Raw genomic sequence first — 15,998 nt, 5'->3', positions numbered from 1 at the left:
CCTTCTGTTACAAGTGGATGACAGAAGGGGCGCCTAACCGGGCGCAACTGTTCCGTGATTATGTTCAGGGTTATATCCGAACAAATGAACCGGGCTTGCGTTTAGTCCGCATCAGCGGCATGACAGCACTGTGTGAAAGGAAGTAGGTGAGCGGCTTGGAAATGCAAGGCATGGGTTATGTTATTCAGCCCCGCCAGCAGTTTGCAAATAGGCGCGAAAAGATTCTTTATATGTGTTTGCTCGAAGAGGCCGTTTTCGCTCCCGTTGGATCATTAAAAACAGGTGAAGCAATGATTAATGTGGCGGAGCTTGCGAGGGACCTATCTATTGATCTTAAAAAAATGCGGTACTCTCTCGGCAAACTTGAGACAGCAGGATTGATCAAAACAAGACGAATGAAGCAGAACAAAGCAACTATTATCACGATTGTTGATTATGAGAAGCTTCAAAACATAAAGAATTACGGGAAGAAAGCAGAGTCATTTCCGCCAGTAGAAACCGGGGATTCGGAACAAGAACATAAAAAGGGTGAGGACATGCAAGACCAAGGTAAATTCAAAAACATTCCTGATTACGCTGATCACTTAATGCCGCAACAGATCAGCAACGAAGACACATTGAAGGACGCATTAAGTGCAGCAGAATTAAAAAATATGAATCTGGCGAGTGAAAAAGAAATTGAAAAATTCGCTGACATGGTTATTAAAATGGGCGCGCTTCCGGAAGGCATCAAAAAAGGCATACTTGTTCAATATCTTGACTGCATCCGGCTTACACGTTCACATTGCAAAATTTCCGCGAAGTTGCTTGCGAACCATATTGAAAAAATGAGTAAGTACAGCGTCGATCAGCTTCATTACGCTATGTGGGAGCATGCCGAGAAATACGACGACCGCAAAGAAGCGTACACACTCGGTATTCTGCGGGGAACGAGTGACCATAAAGCGCGGCAGGGACTTATGAAATTAATGAACCGGGGAGGACGAGGAAATCATGAACAGTTTAGCAACCGCCCTAAAGCAGTTGGAGAAAGCCAATCCACATCTAGCGCAGAAGTTGAAAGACTCGAAGCGCTTGCCCGTGAAAAGGGCCTCTCAGGAAAGGTACGAGACACTCACTGTGATTTCTGAGGAAAACTGCATTTATAAACAATGTGACGGCTCAGGGCTCATATGGGTGAAGGATCACAAAGAAAACACGGAGTTTATGAAAGAGTGTCCTTGTAAAGCCGTTAAGGCACTAGAAAATAAACTGCTCGGCGCCCGGCTACCAGAAGAATTTAAGGATGTCACTTTAAACTCTTTTGAAATTGATGTTTACGATCAGGACATTTCTAAAGAGCGGGCAGCCAATGCCAAAAGGGCCTCAAAAAACTATGTGCTTAAATTCGATATGATGCGCGAGCAAGGAAAAGGACTTTATTTCCACAGTCATGAGAAGGGCAGCGGGAAGACCCGGCTTGCTGCAAGTATCCTAAAGGCCATCATAAAAATGCATGATAAGCCGGAAAGCCCTATGAAGATTCTTTATTCATCAACAGCTGATCTAATCGGTGAAATCAAAAAAACCTTTGATGGAGAATCAAAGGTGAAAAGCTCGGACATTATCGAGGCTGTTAAAACGGCTGATCTTGCCATTCTGGACGATATAGGCGTTGAGAAAGTCAGCGATTGGGTTGAGGAAACGTTCACACGCATTCTTGATTACAGACTGCAAAATAAGAAACCGACCATCTTCACAAGTAATCTGAGCATTGATGAATTAGACCTTAAATATCCTGAAGGGCGTATCAGCAGCCGGATTGAGAAAATGACATTTCCAATTCGTATGCCAGATGAAAAAATCAGGAGCAAAAAAGCCAAGCAGGAAAATGATCTACTGCTCCAATCACTATACGAATAGGAGATTGCTATGAAAGAGAAAACAAACGTTATGATATCCGGCGGTATGTATCTGTTCGGGCCCGCCGAGCAAACGACCGGCCAGGACCTTACCCCGGCGATCCGGGTGCTTGAGGAAAAAATCAAACAAATGGAGCTGATGCACAGTGCTTAAAGCGGTTATCCTGCTGCCGGCCATCATCCTCACAGCGCCGTACAAAGAAAAGCAGATTCAGCACTGGGAACAAATTGACGGGAGGTAACGACGGCGCGCAGGAACGGGCCGATAAGGAATTAGTCAGAGATATGGAGGCATCACATGCAAACGAATAAATACGGTGCAAGAAAAACACAGGTGGACGGCTTCATGTTCGATAGCCGGGCCGAAGCCAAATACTATGAGCAATTGAAATGGCTCAAGGTGAGCAAGCAGATCAAAGATTTCAAGCTGCAACCGCGGTTCCTGCTTCAAGAGGCATTCAAAAAGAACGGCAAAACTTTTCGGAAGATTGAATATATTGCAGACTTTGAGGTTCATAACTTGGATGGAAGCATTGAGATTATTGACATCAAGGGTGTAGAAACAAAGGAATTTGCCATCAAACGCAAGTTGTACGAGCGGCTTTACGAGACGCCACTCAAGGTGCTGGCACTGGATAAGGCACTCGGCTTCATTGAGCTGGACGAGCTGAAAAAACTCAAAAGAAAGGCGGGGAAGACCACTGCAAAACGTGGTAATCGCAGACGATCGGCCGTTGTGGGTACAGGAAGAAGATAAGCTCATGGCCTGCATGACGCTCTGTTCCGAATACAAACGATGCGCCAGCCGCATGGGAGCGGATTGCAAAAAGCTTGGAGGTTCAGAAATTCCCAAAATCAATTCAGGAGGTTATCGCTATGCAAGAAAAAATCGATCCATACAAGCCTGGTCCAGTTAAGGAGTGGAAAATGACGCCGGAGCAATTGGCAGCTTACGTCGAAAAGTATCCGATCATCTACCGCGAGGAATTAAAGCCATCTGCCGGCTTAACGATGCGGCTGCCGTCATAAAACGAAAAAAGCACCGAAGCTGAGGCCCCGGAGCTTTGATATGAACTGGTACTTCTATCATAGCACAGGGGGCGGCCAGAGTGAACAAGCCAACAGAAATAAAAAATCATGAAACAACTATTCAGCAAAGCATCGAGCCGGGGAAAGTCCGCATCATCGTTTTAGATGGCACCGAAGGGACTGCTCATCTAATGGACGCCCCGGAACATGGTAAAACAATCATTCAAACAATAAAAGGCGGCCTGGCTCGTTGTGATTACGAGATCGGCCATAAATTCAAATAGCAGGGGTTTCCCCTGCGGGGGAGGAACGGGCATGAAAGAATATAAAATAAATTTTTCAAACGATGTTGTTTTTCATAGAGATGCAGAGGGGAAATGTTCTTTTTCATTCAATACTAAGTGTTCTCCTTTTGTTGTTGAAAACTTACAAGCGATAATCTCTACTCTCGCCGAAGAGGTAATCATAGTGCAGGCTATGAATCGGGAACACCAGCGCCAGCAGGAAGTAACGGTTCATCAGTTCCAGCAGGCTCAGGAAGAGATTCAGCGGTTACAGTTGGAGAATGGGCGGTTTAAAGAGGCCTTACTAATATATGCAGATGAAAATAAATACAGAAGAACAATGCGCATGGCGCAATGGGCCACGGTTGAAATGGAAAACCGTTATGGCGATTTTAACCCTTCTTTTATGGAAGTTGATAGAGGGCAAACAGCCAGAGAAGCATTGGAGGGTGATGCGGAATGAAGACAAAAAAAGTAACGATTCCCGCCCGCGATACCAATGGTTTCCTGATCGGGTTCAAGGAAGTTAATGCACTTTGGGAATGCCCTACTTGTGGCGGGGAAATGGGAAATCCTCAGCTGACGCAGCACGCTGAGGACGGATTCTTCGGACAAGTTCATACTTGGGAAAATCCCTGCGGACATGTAGCTCATTATAAAAAACTTCAGATTGTAGGTGACGCGGAATGAAAGTGAAACATGTTGATCAAGGTGGTTTGAAAAGTAACTGGCGGGAATTTGTTGATTTTGTTAAGTCAAACGGTACTGGCGCTTTTTTCGAATATTTCTTTGTCTTTCATGAACATGAATGTGACGAAGCCTATATATTTGAAAATTCCTTGGAATTAGACGAATGGTTAGATCAGGAATTTCGGGAGGGGCATTATTACGAGGCCGAGGATCTTGAGAACTCAATGGATGAATGGAAAGTATGGGGGCTTGTTCCTGAATCATCTGTTGAAAAATTCCCGTCGTTATACGAGGAAGCAAGAAAAACATCAATTGTTATAGATGGTGAGACATTTCACAGAAAAGCAGCGACCATAAGCGTCGAGGAGACAGTTTTAGTATCGGCTTCAGTCATATAGGGGGGAAGAAAAATGATGCCATTACAAGTAGAACTGCAACGGAACGTGAAGGCCACGAAGGACGAAGCAATGACCGTCGAGCAGGCAGCCGAGCTTTTAAAGGTTCACCCGGACTACATCCCGACGCTTGTCGCTCGGTCTGACGATCTGAAAATGATTGGCGATACCATTATCGCTAAACGGGATAAAACAAATATCTGGCTGGTCGGGGCATGCGTGGGGCTCATCTTCTTCACTATCTCCGTGTTGCCGAATTTGATCGGGGGTTAAGGGATGGCACGCTCACCGTTAATCTGGTTTGGCGGCAAAGGTCGATACGCCGATCACATCATAAATAAAATGCCCGCCCATAAGGTGTACGTCGAGCCTTTCGGCGGCGCGGCTCATGTCATAGCAAACAAGCCGCAAATAGGTCATGAAGTGTATAACGACATTGACGGCCATGTGGTGAATTTCTTGATGCAAGTCAGAAAGGATCCGAAGGCCATGCAGCAGGCTTGCGAATCCATTCCGTACAGCCGGGCGCTCTATGAGAAATGGAAAACTGAAGATTATCCGCAAAATGATTTTGACCGGGCCGTCAGGTGGTTTTATATGAATCGCTCCGGCATTAGTAAGGGGAACGCGGAGGAAGTACCGCAGACAGGCTGGAGGCATAGCACACAAAGCGGACAGAACCCTGCTGGCGGATACATAAGCGCCTGCGCTGCCTTCGAGTCTTTCGCCAACCGCATGAAGGGCGTCATGATCGAATGTAAGGATTTTCGCAACATCATTGAGAAATACGATAGCCCGGATACTCTGTTTTATGTGGATCCGCCATATGTTGGGCGCGAGCGGTTTTATGCTGGCGGCTTTACCGAAGAGGATCACCGGGAACTGGCCCGGCTGCTTAATCAGGTCAAAGGGAAAGTGGTTCTTTCTTATTACGATGATCCTTTGATACTCGAGATCTACCCGAACTGGGAGTCAGAAACCTTTTCCGCATACAAACAGGTTGTTGGCGGATCCGGAAAAAGCCGAGGAGCTGAAGAATTATTGCTGTTCAACTATAAAATCACTCAACTCAGCTTATTTGATTCGGTGGCCCGGTCATGATCGAATACCATTGCCCGGACTGAGATTATAAAAAACTTGATTTAGAAACCTGCGCAGATGCACGCTGCCCGCATTGTGGGCGCGTCATGGGCGCTGAGGAGGAAATAGTATGAAACAGGATTACAGGCAGGCTTTCGAACAAGCATTGGCTGTCTTCCGTGAAAAGCACGGACCGGAAACAGGCGGCATGCTGCTTATGTGTCATGTGCATGAATTTCTACAAAATACCGTCGGCGGGCGGAAATAGGGGGAACAGGAAATGAAAATCAACTTAAAGCAACCTGCAAAAAAACTGTCTGAATTAACCGGTGAAATTAAAATCGCTACTGCTATCAACCCTTCACTTCTCTATACAGTAGACGAAGTAAAAGCTGAAATAGAAGGCGGAAAGCCTCATCATGAAAAAACTTGGGTCATCATTAACAGCAGGAAATGGAAGCCGAACGCTGATCTGATGATTGATAAGTATCTCGATGATGAAGACGAGAATATGTACGAAGGCTGGTACGAAAAAGCAAAAGCCAACATATCAAACGACGCCATTCAAAAAATCCAATCGATTTTAGATGGTGAACTGAACTACCCGGGTTTAACAGATTACTGGACTTTAGAAGCGGAAGTGGAAATTGATATTTTTCCTGAGGAGGATGCGGAATGAATTTACAAAAAATGTTTGAAATGCAAAAGGTGCTTGACGATCGGATCATCAAAGAAAAGGGGCTTGAGGGGAAGGACTTGCTGCCGAACGCTTATGTTGCTCTGGATACTGAATTAGCTGAATTTGCAAATGAAGGACGCTGGTTCAAGCATTGGAGTAATAACCAGCTGCCGAAAGAACCGGAGTATAACTGGAAACCATCTGAGGACGGAGGCGCCCTTGAATGGAAACCTGAGCATGGCTATAAATCGTATTCTTTGCTTGAAGAATTTGTCGACTGCCTCCACTTTTTCCTTTCAATAGCCATTAAAAAAGGTTGGGAAGATACTATGAGTCTACCGAAAGAAGGGTTTGTCGAAATGAAGAAAAATGGATTTGAAGGCGGTTTAACAGGTGTGTTCCTAGAAATGAAATGGATGCTATTAAATTCTTACATGTCCAAAGATCAGGACACTAAAAAGACCAGTTTCAGTTTGGCTTGGGCCTTGTTCTTGAGCATTGGAACTATCGGTTTCGGATTTACTTTGGAACAGATCGAAGCGGCTTACATGGACAAAAACGCCGTCAATCACCAGCGGCAGCAGGAGGGGTATTGATGAACCACACTGACAACTCGATCATTTCAGACATCCAAACAATTGAAGGGGGAAGAACAATGAAATTCTATGAAATCCTTAATCCATATTACTCGCTTCTCAAAGCGGAAGACAAGGCTGAAGCCGAGAAAATTTACATTGAGAACGTCGCTGACACGGACGATTACGACAATTTTCAAGATGAAGAAATCAATGAGGTAAGCCGTGATTATGCCCTTAGTGAATACAAAAGAGTGATGAAAAAATATGGCGAAACCGATCATCATCTGATTATGGAAACGTTCAACGTTCCGGCGAGTGAAATGCTTATTTGGGACGGTTCACTAGAATGAAAACAGCATACAGAGTATGGAACGGAGAACAAATGTTTTATTGGGGCGACGTGAATTTGAGCCTGTTCATAAGAGGTATGGAATGGACGTTGTATAAAGATAATGCCGCAAGTTTATGCGCGGATATAGTCGCTGCTAATATAGATGGGAAATCCGTTCTATTAGATGGTACTGATCAGTTTCAAACATACGGGAGACAGAAACGAATTTATGCAGGAGACATTGTGCAGCAGGAGGAAACAGCGCCCGGCGGTTTGTATGACCCGCAGCCATTCATAGGCGAAGTGAAAATGATTGACGGATCATGGTGCATCGTCAATGAGAAAAAAGAAGAGTGCAGACCGTTGTTTTCTGAGACGGCGACAAATAAAGTCATCGGCGACGTTTACCAAAATCCTGAGTTATTGGAGGAAGCGAAATGAAATCTCATGAATTAATAATGAAGCTACGAGAGCGACACCAAATTAATATTTACTCATCAAATGAACTATGGTGTGTACAGCTTTTCGAACTTGATATTTGTCCCAATGACATCGGAATTTCTTGTAAATTTGAAACAAGTGACGAAAGTCTACACGACGCTCTAACAGAAGCGTTGGAATGGTCTTCTGATAGACAATAAAGAAAAGAGGTGGAAGAAGGAGGGCGCGGAGTGATGGAAGATATTATTTGCCCTAGCTGCGGCGAAAGTGAATTAGAACTATGGCATATGGACATTTACGAATGCCCGGAGTGCGGGAACGACCAGATTATTGATTATGGGGAAATGGCGGTGGAGTATGAAACGTCAGTTAAAACAGGGAAGCTGTTGAAACGGAATAAAGAAGGGCATTCAATATGGTACGCGCAAAAGTGCCGTTGCGGTTGGGATAGTTATTCAGAAAAATATGAGTGAGGAGGGCGCGGAATGAAATTTAAAAGCTTTGACATACATCGTAAAGAACAATGGGATTTAAACAACATTAAGCCGCTGATATGCATACACAAAGAATATGATAGCGGTTGCGGATGTAAAAGGGTTCTGTGCATAGGATTCGATAAACGTAAACCTGTGTTTGTTTTTGCTAATCCGTTTAAATACAGATATTAGAAAAGGGTGGGAAATAATGAAAAAACTATTCAAATCAATCATTCTATCAGCAGTATTACTTGCGGGAGCGGCGGCCGTTGCGCCGTCTGCTTCCGCAGCATGGTCTGGCTGGCAAAATGAATCCGGGTACAGCGGCCGGGTGTTTACGGATGCCGCGACATACACGGCCGGCGCCTCAACGGTGGACTGGAAAGCTGAGAAAAAAGGCTCAAGCACTCTTTATTACACGGCTGGCGTATACAAGAAGCGCAGCGGCGGCGGGCTGACTGATACGAATTTAGTACAGCGGGGCAGCTTCAAAACGGCAACGCCTCTGAAATCATTCAACGTGAAAACGATCCGGAATAAGACCGGAAAGGGAACCTATGTCATCCAGCTGGACTGCTACTCTGATTCCAGCAAGCGGAACTATATCGGAACATTTGAATCAGCAAAATTCATTGTGAAGTAAGATAAATTCAAAGAAGAATCGGAGGAAAATACAATGCTACAATTAACAAAAGAACAGGCTGCGGCTTTTGAGAGCCTACGGAAAAGTGTTAGCTTAGGGAATTGGCAGGGAGAATGGGCCCCGTTAAACAGCGTTGATCCTGTCGCGCTTGCAACTGCCCTCGCTACCAATGAATATGAGATTTTAAAGACGCCCGCCGATGAATTTGAAGAGGCTTTTGACGCAATTCGGGAAGAGGCTGAAAGCAAAAGCCCCGAGGCTGCAAGTTACTTGGATGAAGTGAACGGCTTTTGGGAGCAATACAAAGAGAAAGCCGGCCTCTGAAGGAAAATAGGTTTTATCAGATACATTATAGGGGGTTCCAGTGACAATGAAATTTTCAGATATTGAATTAGAAATGTTTCGAGATGAATTTAAAAAAATAATTCCTTTCCATTTGCAAACGGTAGCCGAATCATCAAAGTTAATTGTGGCTTACTATCAGGAATTCAAAAAGAATCCAAATGTAGAACCGGGCGATGTTTTGCCATTGGCGGTATGCTCTGCCATGAAACAACTTGGTTTCGATATTTAGGCCGAATCATGGTAAAATAAAGTATACCAAGAAATAAAAAGAACCTGCTGAATACCAGCTAGGGAGCTTAAAAATAAATAAGTCCAAGACGGAAAGCCTGCGGACACTGATCATTGCACAGAATTTTTTCTGCGCTCTGGTTGGTGTCCGTTTTTTGTTATCAGGAGGGATGACATGAAGCGGAAGAAAAAGGAGCCAGATAAAAATGTTTCTGAGCGATCAGATCGCTTTTGGCAACGGATGATGGGACAAAATATGCAAACTCTGAAAAGAGGCAAGGGCGGCGCTTTAAGGCGCAAATAAAGGGAGTGTTTGGTGTGAAGTATGGATTCGCCTATCAAAATGGGAAAATCGTGAATCTTTTGTGCGGAAAAGAAGATTTATTCGAGAATATGAAAAGTTTCTTGATGGAAAAGTGCAGCCTAACAATTCAGGAAGTATCTAAAACCGAATATCTGGCAGAACAAAAAAAGAACGGTTGGAATGAGAAATATTCTATTTACGGACAAAAGGAGAGTTTATAATGTCTGATCAAATGATGGCTTGGGAAATCGAAGAATGGATTCGTGATTATAATTTTATGCTGCGGGAGATCAGTCGATTGAGCCGCATTCTTAACAAGGTGGAGTTTACCGGGCAGAAGCTTGTGGCTACTTACGGTGACGAAGCAGGAATGCCGAGAGGATCAGCCGGAATAAGCCAGGCGGAATTACGTCAGATGGATCGTCGGGAAAAGCGGCTCCGTAAATACGAAACTATCGTTGATTTTCTTGAGCGCTCTACTGAAGAAATAGAGGACGAAAAAAACCGGATTGTCTTTGATTGCATGTTAGAAGGGATGAAGTTTCGTGAAATCGCGCTGCATCTTGGCGTTTCCCGCGAAACAGTCAGACGCATTAAAAATGATATTGTGTGCCATTTGTGCCAAATGTGCGAAACGTGTCAGCTTTTGCAATTGTTGAATCAGATAAAATCCGCAGTGTAAACTGGAAGGCAGGACGGGGAGGCGAAATATTCCTGCGTCCCCACCAATTTCATATAGTGATCATTAAGCTCTATGCCCTTATTGGGTGTAGGGCTTTCGTTCGACAAATTTCGCGAATTGTTCCTTTCTCTTACTCCTTAACCGATAATAAGGTGGGGGGTGATACTATGGCTTTAATAAATCATCAAATATCCATGCGATTAGAGACGGCAGCTAGAAAAGCACTTCGCCTTAACGGTCGTGGTGGATTATATGGTGTAATTGATGCAGATTATATTGATAGAATCGGCCGTGCTTTTACCGTTCTTGTAGCTGCTGTTTCACCATATTACAGAGATGGTTCAGTAGAGGATAAAGCGAAAATTGATAGCTTTTTAGAGAAGTATTTGTATTTAGGTGATACAGACACACCTAAAGAAGATTACTCGTCAGGTGTCCAAGAAGCAGCTGAAGAATTGCGTAAACTAGTAGATGAATTAAATTAATTGTACAAGCACTTTCCTTTTGTGAAAGTGCTTTTTTATATTCTCTGTAAACTGCTTCCGGTAAGTCTCAGGATAGACAATTGGCGGTTAACGGCTTGAGCACGGTGGCAGTTTAGAGGGAATATCTTTTTCCAAAACAACTCAATTCAAAAGGAGGCGGCGGTGGATGTAGATGGCTGAAAAGCACATTCAGGCGTATAAGGATTACGCCAAAGGCATGAAATACAAGGACCTTGCCGAAAAATACGGGGTGTCAATGAACACCATTAAATCGTGGAAGCAGCGGCATGGTTGGGAACGAAAAAAGGGTGCACCCTCTGAAAAAAGTGTGCACACAAAAAAGGCAGGCGCCCCACCCGGTAATAAAAATGCATTGGGGAACAACGGCGGCGCCCCGGAGAGAAATCGAAACGCGGTTTCGCATGGGTTTTTCTCAAAGTATCTGCCAGAAGAAACGCTTGAAATCATGGAAGAGATTCAGGAGCGTTCCCCTGCTGATATGATATGGGATCAAATTCAGATTCAATACGCGGCCATTCTGCGGGCACAACGCATTATGTTTGTGCAGGATAAAAACGATACTACGAAAATTGTCTCTAAAATAAAAGGTGACCTCAGCATAAATGAGGACGGCAGTCTTTCAAAAGCTCACTTTGTGGAAGAGCTGCAGTACGATATACAATTCGCATGGGATAAGCAGGCGGCATTCCTGAATGCTCAATCTCGGGCAATGGGGGAGCTCCGGAGCTTGATCAAGCAATTTGACCAGCTGGCGCATGAGCAAGATGAGCGGCGCCTTAAATTGGAACAAATGCGCTTGAATATCGAGAAGACTAAGAAGGCTATTAACGGCGGCGACGAAAACACCAAAGAAAATGAGATTGCTACAATGTTGAGAAAAATGGTGAATGCCGATGGAACTGAATAAAAAGCAAAAGGAAGTTTGGGACAGCTTCATAAAAGAGCAGCCCAAAATTTTAATTTGTAGCGGCGCAAAGAGGGCAGGAAAAACATTCGTGCTCCTTTTGGCGTTTCTTGCTCACGTCAGCAAGTATCAAAACATGGGTTTGAATTTTGTTATTGGCGGGGCGAACCTGGGAACTATCAGGCGGAACGTTCTGAATGATTTAGAACAGATTCTCGGCAAGGAATTGAAACTCAATAAGTCGAGCGCCGTTGAGATATTCGGTAATCAGGTATATTGCTTTGACGGAGCAAACGCAAATTCATGGAAAAAGGCGCGGGGGTTCACGTCAGCCGGCGCGTTTCTGAATGAGGCGACCGCCCTGCATGATTCATTTGTAAAAGAAGTCATTTCCCGGTGCTCTTACAAAGGCGCTGTGGTCATGATGGATACAAACCCCGAAAACCCGATGCACACCGTTAAAACCGATTATATCGACAAAGACGGGCAAAAGTTGAAGAGCGGCCGGCTGAACATCCGGTCATTTCATTTCTCGCTGTTCGATAACAATTTTCTCGATCCGGAATATGTGGAGAGCATCGTGGCATCGACGCCGAGTGGCATGTTTACAGATCGGGATATACACGGTTATTGGGTGGCGCCTGAAGGAGTCATATACAAGGATTTCAATAAGGACATTCACTATATCAGCTCTGAGGAATTGGAAAACAGGCGCGTCAATTTCAAGAAGTATTTTGCGGGCGTTGACTGGGGATATGAGCATCCGGGTTCTATTGTTGTAATCGGACAAGATGACCAGGGGTGTTTTTATTTGCTCGAAGAATATGCCAAGCGACATGAGGAAATTGATTACTGGGTGAAGATAGCGAAGGACATCAAAGAGCGATACGGCAACATCAATTTCTACTGCGATACTGCGCGGCCGGAACATGTTCAGCGATTCCGCAGGGAGAAACTGCGTGCATTGAACGCTGATAAGGCGGTCATATCCGGTATCGAAGAAGTGGCGCGGCTGTTTAAGCGGAATGAATTATTCATCGTGAAAGATAAGGTTGAGCGCTTCAAAAAAGAAATTTTCATGTATGTTTGGAATCAAAAGAAAAAGACCGGCGACCCTGTAAAGGAATGGGACGACGTGCTGGATGCTCTCCGGTACGCTCTGTATACCCACAACAAGCCGAAACACAGAAAGGGGGAGTGACCAATGAAGGAATATATAAATCTAATTCGCCAGAGTGGAATCAACGGTGACATTATCAAGATGATGATTAATGAACACGTCCCTGTTCGTGAAAAATTGATGAAGCTATATGCAAGATATAAGGCTGATCCGGCAGGCGTTCCCATATTAACACGGTCCATCATTGATTATGGCAGCGCGGGAACCGATAAGGTGCAGCGTATTGATGACAAGGTAAACAATAAGCTGAACAACTCATTTGACTCTGAAATCATTGATACTAAGACAGGCTATATGTTTGGACATCCCATTTCTTATGAAACTGAAGATAAGCAATTGAAAGACCAAGTGAGTATTTTCAATACGAGAAATAACATTGAGGACGCCGATTCCGAACTCGGGAAAATGGCTTCCATCTGCGGTTACGGCGCCCGCCTGCTGTTTGTTAATGAAGACGGAAACGAATGCCTGCGAAACGTTGATCCGTGGGAATGCATTATTCTCGCTTTAGACGATATAACAGAGCCCACATATGCTTTGCGGTATTATTCAGTGTTTGAGTGGGTGAGCGGCAAAAAAGTCGAGTCATATCGGGCTGATTTCTACGATGAAACGTTCATTTATTCGTTTAAGTCGTCTGATAAAGCGAAGTACGATCTTATTGAGACGAAGCCGCATCTTTTCAATGGATGCCCGTTGTTTGGTGTTCCGAACAATAAAGAAATGAAAGGCGACACTGAAAAAGTCATTTCTTTAATTGATGCATACGACAGAACTTTGTCAGACGCATCGAACGAAATCGAACAGTTCCGGCTTGCATACTTGATTGTAAAAGGGGCTTCACTCGATGATGAGGATATGGAAAAGTTGAAAAAGAATGGCGTGTTTGAAGTCTTCGACGATAACGGCGACGTGAAGTTTTTAACCAAGGAAATAAACGACGCCATGATCGAAAATCATTTGAACCGGCTGGAAGAAAATATTTTGCGTTTTGCGAAGACAGTCAATTTTTCTGACGGCTCTTTCGGGGGTACTATTACAGGCGTTGCCATGCGGTACAAGCTTATGGCGCTGGAACACAAGGCAATTACTATGGAACGTAAAATGACCGCGGCATTCCGGTATCAGTATAAAATACTCTGCTCGGCATGGTCCAAAAGGATACTGGCTGGCAAAGACGCGTATCTGAAACTATGGTTTCAATTCAAGCGGAATCTTCCTGCGAACATTCTCGAAGAGGCTCAAGCATCCGCGGAACTCAAAGGACTGGTAAGCGAGGAAACGCGGCTTGCTCTACTATCGTTCATTGATGATGTGCGTTTTGAGATTGAAAGAATGAGAGCAGAAGCAGATGCCTACACCATTGACGATAATCAGGATGAAGATGAGGAACAGGAGGTGAATGAGGATGATGAAGCTTTTCAAAAGGACAAAAGAAAAAAACAGCCGTCTGAATGAAGAGTTTAGGATTAATTCTTTGTTGAGGATGCTGGAAAACGAAAACCTGCTGATTGAATCTGACGAAATATATGCTGAAGTAAAAAAGTCACTGTTTCTGAACGGGAAGAAAGATAACGTTTCCGACTAATTGAGCAGCAAGCTACTCTTTTGAGTGGCTTTTTTTTATGCCTTTTTTTCGCGTTGTAGGCGTTAAAGAGCAACCGAAATACTTTTGAACTTGTTAGGGGCTTCGGCAACTGATAAGGGCAAGGAGGACACACAGAAATGAAACGATTAAACACGGATAAGTCAGTCAGTCCGTCAATGAATTTCATGAAAAAAGAAAGGCTGCCACTGCGCATTAACCTTCAGCATTTTTCCGAACCTGGGGGCGAGGCTGATCCAACACCGGGAGCCCAGCCAGCAGGTGGAACCAGTAACGATCCAGCACCACAGCCGAGCGGCGGAGAACTCACGCTGGATGCAGTACGGGCTTTCCTAGAAACAAATGACGAGGGAAAGAAGCTGCTTCAATCAACATCTGATGCAAGGGTGACAGAGGCGATCAAGACGTATGAGAAAAATACGTTGCCGAAGAAACTTGAGGAAGAGATTTCAAAGCGGTTTCCTCCTGAAACAGAGGAACAAAAGCAATTACGTGAGTTGCAGGAAAAATTCCAGAACCTTGAGCAAGAGAAAACGCGGGAGTCGTTGAGAAATACGGCCCTTTCAATTGCAACGGAAAAGGGCTTGCCTACTAATCTTGTTGACTTTTTTATCGGTCAGGACGATGCGACCACAGAACAAAATTTGAATACCTTGGCCGAAGCCTTCAAGACTTTTGAACAAAGCATCGTAAACGATCATTTCAAAAAGAACGGCAGCACGCCGACACCATCAGGCGGAGCATCAGCCCCGTTAACAGAAGAAGACATCAAAAAGATGAGTCACGAGGAAGTCAATCAAAACTGGGATCGTATCCAAGCTCTTTATAAGAATCAATAGGAGGATAAAAACACATGGCATTAGATAATTTTATTCCGGTATTATGGAGTGCAAGACTGCTGAGCAATTTACAAAGAACTTTGGTTTATGGTCAAACGGGAGTCATTAACAGAGATTACGAGGGAGAAATCACTGCTGCTGGTGACTCTGTGACAATCAACAATATGGGGCGCGTTAGTGTGGGCGATTACACTAAAAATCAAGACATGGATAACGCTCAAACACTTGATTCTACAAGCCGTAAGCTTCTCATTGACCAGTCAAAATATTTCAACTTTCAGATTGATGACGTTGATAAAATTCAACAAAATCCAAAGTTGATGGACGCGGCTATGCAAGAGGCAGCATACGCTCTGAAAAATACTGCTGATTCATATATTGCTTCTCATTATGTGGATGCAGCTCATACGATCGGCAGCGATACAAAAGTTGTTTCACCAACAAAAAACGACGCGTACGAATATCTGGTTGATCTTTCGGTGAAATTGGATGAAGCAGACGTGCCGGAACAGGGGCGCTGGGTAGTTGTAACGCCTTGGTATGAAGGATTAATGCTAAAAGATGACCGTTTTGTAAAGGCTGGGAACATGTCTTCAGAACAACGCCTTTTAAATGGTGTTATCGGACAAGCGGCCGGATTCACGGTATTAAAATCAAACAACGCTCCACTTTCTAAACCAGAGGGCGGCACAGAAAATCATAAGATTATCGCCGGCCACGGAATGGCGTGGTCTTATGCAGACCAAGCAACCCAAGTCGAGGCTTATCGCCCTGAGAAACGTTTTGCTGATGCAGTAAAAGGGCTTCACTTGTACGGCGCCAAAGTAACAAGACCGGAAGCGCTCGCAGTATTAAGCGCAGCCCGTCCACAATAGGA

Annotated in this window: 29 protein-coding genes; all 29 read left to right on the top strand. The window is 44.4% G+C overall.

All coding sequences use genetic code 11. From position 1 onward, the window contains the following. Positions 1-170: 170 nt before the first annotated feature. The 29 genes from SB847_RS09340 to SB847_RS09200 all read left to right on the top strand — a co-directional run bounded on the left by SB847_RS09340 (position 171) and on the right by SB847_RS09200 (position 15,996). A complete protein-coding gene (locus tag SB847_RS09340; protein WP_410577623.1) occupies positions 171-1,130 on the top strand; it encodes a hypothetical protein in 960 nt (319 codons plus the stop codon). Next, a complete protein-coding gene (locus tag SB847_RS09335; RefSeq protein WP_410577622.1) occupies positions 1,120-1,902 on the top strand; it encodes an ATP-binding protein in 783 nt (260 codons plus the stop codon). Before SB847_RS09340 ends, SB847_RS09335 begins: the two co-directional genes overlap by 11 nt. A gap of 9 nt (positions 1,903-1,911) precedes the next feature. After that, a complete protein-coding gene (locus tag SB847_RS09330) occupies positions 1,912-2,055 on the top strand; it encodes a hypothetical protein (RefSeq protein WP_410577620.1) in 144 nt (47 codons plus the stop codon). A gap of 144 nt (positions 2,056-2,199) precedes the next feature. Continuing rightward, on the top strand, positions 2,200-2,658 hold the full coding sequence (locus SB847_RS09325) for a DUF1064 domain-containing protein (protein ID WP_410577618.1): 459 nt from the start codon (positions 2,200-2,202) through the stop codon (positions 2,656-2,658). 119 nt (positions 2,659-2,777) lie between these two features. Further along, positions 2,778-2,930: a hypothetical protein gene (locus SB847_RS09320; RefSeq protein ID WP_196213796.1), complete on the top strand. Its 153-nt coding sequence runs from the start codon at positions 2,778-2,780 to the stop codon at positions 2,928-2,930. A gap of 80 nt (positions 2,931-3,010) precedes the next feature. After that, entirely contained in the window at positions 3,011-3,214 is a 204-nt protein-coding gene (locus SB847_RS09315) for an XtrA/YqaO family protein (protein WP_003155894.1), read from the top strand. Between the two features lie 31 nt (positions 3,215-3,245). Further along, on the top strand, positions 3,246-3,677 hold the full coding sequence (locus SB847_RS09310) for a hypothetical protein (protein ID WP_410577616.1): 432 nt from the start codon (positions 3,246-3,248) through the stop codon (positions 3,675-3,677). Beyond that, positions 3,674-3,904, top strand: coding sequence for a hypothetical protein (locus tag SB847_RS09305; protein ID WP_410577614.1), 231 nt, complete (start codon positions 3,674-3,676; stop codon positions 3,902-3,904). The genes SB847_RS09310 and SB847_RS09305 overlap by 4 nt, the downstream gene beginning before the upstream one ends. After that, positions 3,901-4,302 (top strand): hypothetical protein, encoded by a 402-nt coding sequence (locus SB847_RS09300; protein WP_239819260.1) that lies wholly within the window; start codon positions 3,901-3,903, stop codon positions 4,300-4,302. The genes SB847_RS09305 and SB847_RS09300 overlap by 4 nt, the downstream gene beginning before the upstream one ends. Before the next feature lie 12 nt (positions 4,303-4,314). After that, positions 4,315-4,572 carry a hypothetical protein gene (locus SB847_RS09295; RefSeq protein WP_101605420.1) on the top strand — a complete coding sequence of 86 codons (258 nt, stop codon included), beginning with the start codon at positions 4,315-4,317 and terminating at the stop codon, positions 4,570-4,572. A gap of 3 nt (positions 4,573-4,575) precedes the next feature. Further along, the gene (locus SB847_RS09290; RefSeq protein ID WP_410577611.1) at positions 4,576-5,400 is read left to right on the top strand and encodes a DNA adenine methylase; all 825 of its coding nucleotides are present in this window, start codon (positions 4,576-4,578) and stop codon (positions 5,398-5,400) included. 109 nt (positions 5,401-5,509) lie between these two features. Further along, a complete protein-coding gene (locus tag SB847_RS09285; RefSeq protein WP_016938691.1) occupies positions 5,510-5,647 on the top strand; it encodes a hypothetical protein in 138 nt (45 codons plus the stop codon). Positions 5,648-5,659: 12 nt separating this feature from the next. Further along, positions 5,660-6,058: a hypothetical protein gene (locus SB847_RS09280; RefSeq protein ID WP_410577609.1), complete on the top strand. Its 399-nt coding sequence runs from the start codon at positions 5,660-5,662 to the stop codon at positions 6,056-6,058. Next, positions 6,055-6,654, top strand: a complete 600-nt coding sequence (locus tag SB847_RS09275; protein WP_410577607.1) for a dUTP diphosphatase — start codon at positions 6,055-6,057, stop codon at positions 6,652-6,654. Before SB847_RS09280 ends, SB847_RS09275 begins: the two co-directional genes overlap by 4 nt. Further along, a complete protein-coding gene (locus SB847_RS09270) occupies positions 6,654-6,986 on the top strand; it encodes a hypothetical protein (protein ID WP_410577605.1) in 333 nt (110 codons plus the stop codon). The genes SB847_RS09275 and SB847_RS09270 overlap by 1 nt, the downstream gene beginning before the upstream one ends. After that, positions 6,983-7,408, top strand: coding sequence for a YopX family protein (locus SB847_RS09265; RefSeq protein WP_410577603.1), 426 nt, complete (start codon positions 6,983-6,985; stop codon positions 7,406-7,408). Before SB847_RS09270 ends, SB847_RS09265 begins: the two co-directional genes overlap by 4 nt. 233 nt (positions 7,409-7,641) lie before the next feature. Next, positions 7,642-7,881: a hypothetical protein gene (locus SB847_RS09260; RefSeq protein ID WP_410577601.1), complete on the top strand. Its 240-nt coding sequence runs from the start codon at positions 7,642-7,644 to the stop codon at positions 7,879-7,881. A gap of 211 nt (positions 7,882-8,092) precedes the next feature. Then, the gene (locus SB847_RS09255) at positions 8,093-8,527 is read left to right on the top strand and encodes a hypothetical protein (RefSeq protein ID WP_410577599.1); all 435 of its coding nucleotides are present in this window, start codon (positions 8,093-8,095) and stop codon (positions 8,525-8,527) included. A 33-nt stretch (positions 8,528-8,560) separates the two neighbouring features. Further along, the gene (locus SB847_RS09250) at positions 8,561-8,851 is read left to right on the top strand and encodes an alpha/beta hydrolase family protein (RefSeq protein WP_151296268.1); all 291 of its coding nucleotides are present in this window, start codon (positions 8,561-8,563) and stop codon (positions 8,849-8,851) included. Between the two features lie 46 nt (positions 8,852-8,897). Beyond that, the gene (locus SB847_RS09245; RefSeq protein ID WP_410577597.1) at positions 8,898-9,101 is read left to right on the top strand and encodes a hypothetical protein; all 204 of its coding nucleotides are present in this window, start codon (positions 8,898-8,900) and stop codon (positions 9,099-9,101) included. Positions 9,102-9,275: 174 nt separating this feature from the next. Further along, positions 9,276-9,404 (top strand): hypothetical protein, encoded by a 129-nt coding sequence (locus tag SB847_RS09240; RefSeq protein WP_014470571.1) that lies wholly within the window; start codon positions 9,276-9,278, stop codon positions 9,402-9,404. Positions 9,405-9,418: 14 nt separating this feature from the next. Further along, complete coding sequence (locus SB847_RS09235; protein WP_016938703.1) at positions 9,419-9,625, top strand: hypothetical protein; 207 nt, start codon at positions 9,419-9,421, stop codon at positions 9,623-9,625. Continuing rightward, positions 9,625-10,086 (top strand): sigma factor-like helix-turn-helix DNA-binding protein, encoded by a 462-nt coding sequence (locus SB847_RS09230; protein ID WP_315956692.1) that lies wholly within the window; start codon positions 9,625-9,627, stop codon positions 10,084-10,086. The genes SB847_RS09235 and SB847_RS09230 overlap by 1 nt, the downstream gene beginning before the upstream one ends. Positions 10,087-10,253: 167 nt before the next feature. Further along, the gene (locus SB847_RS09225; protein WP_003237415.1) at positions 10,254-10,571 is read left to right on the top strand and encodes a hypothetical protein; all 318 of its coding nucleotides are present in this window, start codon (positions 10,254-10,256) and stop codon (positions 10,569-10,571) included. A gap of 172 nt (positions 10,572-10,743) precedes the next feature. Then, on the top strand, positions 10,744-11,499 hold the full coding sequence (terS, locus tag SB847_RS09220; RefSeq protein WP_410577595.1) for a phage terminase small subunit: 756 nt from the start codon (positions 10,744-10,746) through the stop codon (positions 11,497-11,499). Further along, positions 11,486-12,697, top strand: coding sequence for a PBSX family phage terminase large subunit (locus SB847_RS09215; protein ID WP_410577593.1), 1,212 nt, complete (start codon positions 11,486-11,488; stop codon positions 12,695-12,697). The genes terS and SB847_RS09215 overlap by 14 nt, the downstream gene beginning before the upstream one ends. 3 nt (positions 12,698-12,700) lie before the next feature. Then, positions 12,701-14,134, top strand: coding sequence for a phage portal protein (locus tag SB847_RS09210; protein WP_410577591.1), 1,434 nt, complete (start codon positions 12,701-12,703; stop codon positions 14,132-14,134). 267 nt (positions 14,135-14,401) lie between these two features. Beyond that, positions 14,402-15,121: a DUF4355 domain-containing protein gene (locus SB847_RS09205; RefSeq protein ID WP_410577589.1), complete on the top strand. Its 720-nt coding sequence runs from the start codon at positions 14,402-14,404 to the stop codon at positions 15,119-15,121. 14 nt (positions 15,122-15,135) lie between these two features. Then, a complete protein-coding gene (locus tag SB847_RS09200; RefSeq protein WP_014470561.1) occupies positions 15,136-15,996 on the top strand; it encodes a phage capsid protein in 861 nt (286 codons plus the stop codon). Positions 15,997-15,998 lie beyond the last annotated feature (2 nt).

Origin of the sequence: Bacillus sp. SIMBA_026 (genome assembly GCF_046535335.1) — a bacterium.
GTDB classification, from domain to species: Bacteria; Bacillota; Bacilli; order Bacillales; family Bacillaceae; genus Bacillus; species Bacillus velezensis.
The sequence above is the reverse complement of the archived record's forward strand: the minus strand, read 5'-3'. Positions and strand labels throughout refer to the sequence as shown.

Coding starts and splice junctions, on each gene's coding strand:
- SB847_RS09340 (WP_410577623.1), top strand. CDS start 171: ATGGGTTATGTTATTCAGCCCCGCCAGCAGTTTGCAAATAGGCGCGAA.
- SB847_RS09330 (WP_410577620.1), top strand. CDS start 1,912: ATGAAAGAGAAAACAAACGTTATGATATCCGGCGGTATGTATCTGTTC.
- SB847_RS09325 (WP_410577618.1), top strand. CDS start 2,200: ATGCAAACGAATAAATACGGTGCAAGAAAAACACAGGTGGACGGCTTC.
- SB847_RS09320 (WP_196213796.1), top strand. CDS start 2,778: ATGCAAGAAAAAATCGATCCATACAAGCCTGGTCCAGTTAAGGAGTGG.
- SB847_RS09310 (WP_410577616.1), top strand. CDS start 3,246: ATGAAAGAATATAAAATAAATTTTTCAAACGATGTTGTTTTTCATAGA.
- SB847_RS09305 (WP_410577614.1), top strand. CDS start 3,674: ATGAAGACAAAAAAAGTAACGATTCCCGCCCGCGATACCAATGGTTTC.
- SB847_RS09300 (WP_239819260.1), top strand. CDS start 3,901: ATGAAAGTGAAACATGTTGATCAAGGTGGTTTGAAAAGTAACTGGCGG.
- SB847_RS09295 (WP_101605420.1), top strand. CDS start 4,315: ATGATGCCATTACAAGTAGAACTGCAACGGAACGTGAAGGCCACGAAG.
- SB847_RS09290 (WP_410577611.1), top strand. CDS start 4,576: ATGGCACGCTCACCGTTAATCTGGTTTGGCGGCAAAGGTCGATACGCC.
- SB847_RS09285 (WP_016938691.1), top strand. CDS start 5,510: ATGAAACAGGATTACAGGCAGGCTTTCGAACAAGCATTGGCTGTCTTC.
- SB847_RS09280 (WP_410577609.1), top strand. CDS start 5,660: ATGAAAATCAACTTAAAGCAACCTGCAAAAAAACTGTCTGAATTAACC.
- SB847_RS09275 (WP_410577607.1), top strand. CDS start 6,055: ATGAATTTACAAAAAATGTTTGAAATGCAAAAGGTGCTTGACGATCGG.
- SB847_RS09270 (WP_410577605.1), top strand. CDS start 6,654: ATGAACCACACTGACAACTCGATCATTTCAGACATCCAAACAATTGAA.
- SB847_RS09265 (WP_410577603.1), top strand. CDS start 6,983: ATGAAAACAGCATACAGAGTATGGAACGGAGAACAAATGTTTTATTGG.
- SB847_RS09260 (WP_410577601.1), top strand. CDS start 7,642: ATGGAAGATATTATTTGCCCTAGCTGCGGCGAAAGTGAATTAGAACTA.
- SB847_RS09255 (WP_410577599.1), top strand. CDS start 8,093: ATGAAAAAACTATTCAAATCAATCATTCTATCAGCAGTATTACTTGCG.
- SB847_RS09250 (WP_151296268.1), top strand. CDS start 8,561: ATGCTACAATTAACAAAAGAACAGGCTGCGGCTTTTGAGAGCCTACGG.
- SB847_RS09245 (WP_410577597.1), top strand. CDS start 8,898: ATGAAATTTTCAGATATTGAATTAGAAATGTTTCGAGATGAATTTAAA.
- SB847_RS09240 (WP_014470571.1), top strand. CDS start 9,276: ATGAAGCGGAAGAAAAAGGAGCCAGATAAAAATGTTTCTGAGCGATCA.
- SB847_RS09230 (WP_315956692.1), top strand. CDS start 9,625: ATGTCTGATCAAATGATGGCTTGGGAAATCGAAGAATGGATTCGTGAT.
- SB847_RS09225 (WP_003237415.1), top strand. CDS start 10,254: ATGGCTTTAATAAATCATCAAATATCCATGCGATTAGAGACGGCAGCT.
- terS (WP_410577595.1), top strand. CDS start 10,744: ATGGCTGAAAAGCACATTCAGGCGTATAAGGATTACGCCAAAGGCATG.
- SB847_RS09215 (WP_410577593.1), top strand. CDS start 11,486: ATGGAACTGAATAAAAAGCAAAAGGAAGTTTGGGACAGCTTCATAAAA.
- SB847_RS09210 (WP_410577591.1), top strand. CDS start 12,701: ATGAAGGAATATATAAATCTAATTCGCCAGAGTGGAATCAACGGTGAC.
- SB847_RS09205 (WP_410577589.1), top strand. CDS start 14,402: ATGAAACGATTAAACACGGATAAGTCAGTCAGTCCGTCAATGAATTTC.
- SB847_RS09200 (WP_014470561.1), top strand. CDS start 15,136: ATGGCATTAGATAATTTTATTCCGGTATTATGGAGTGCAAGACTGCTG.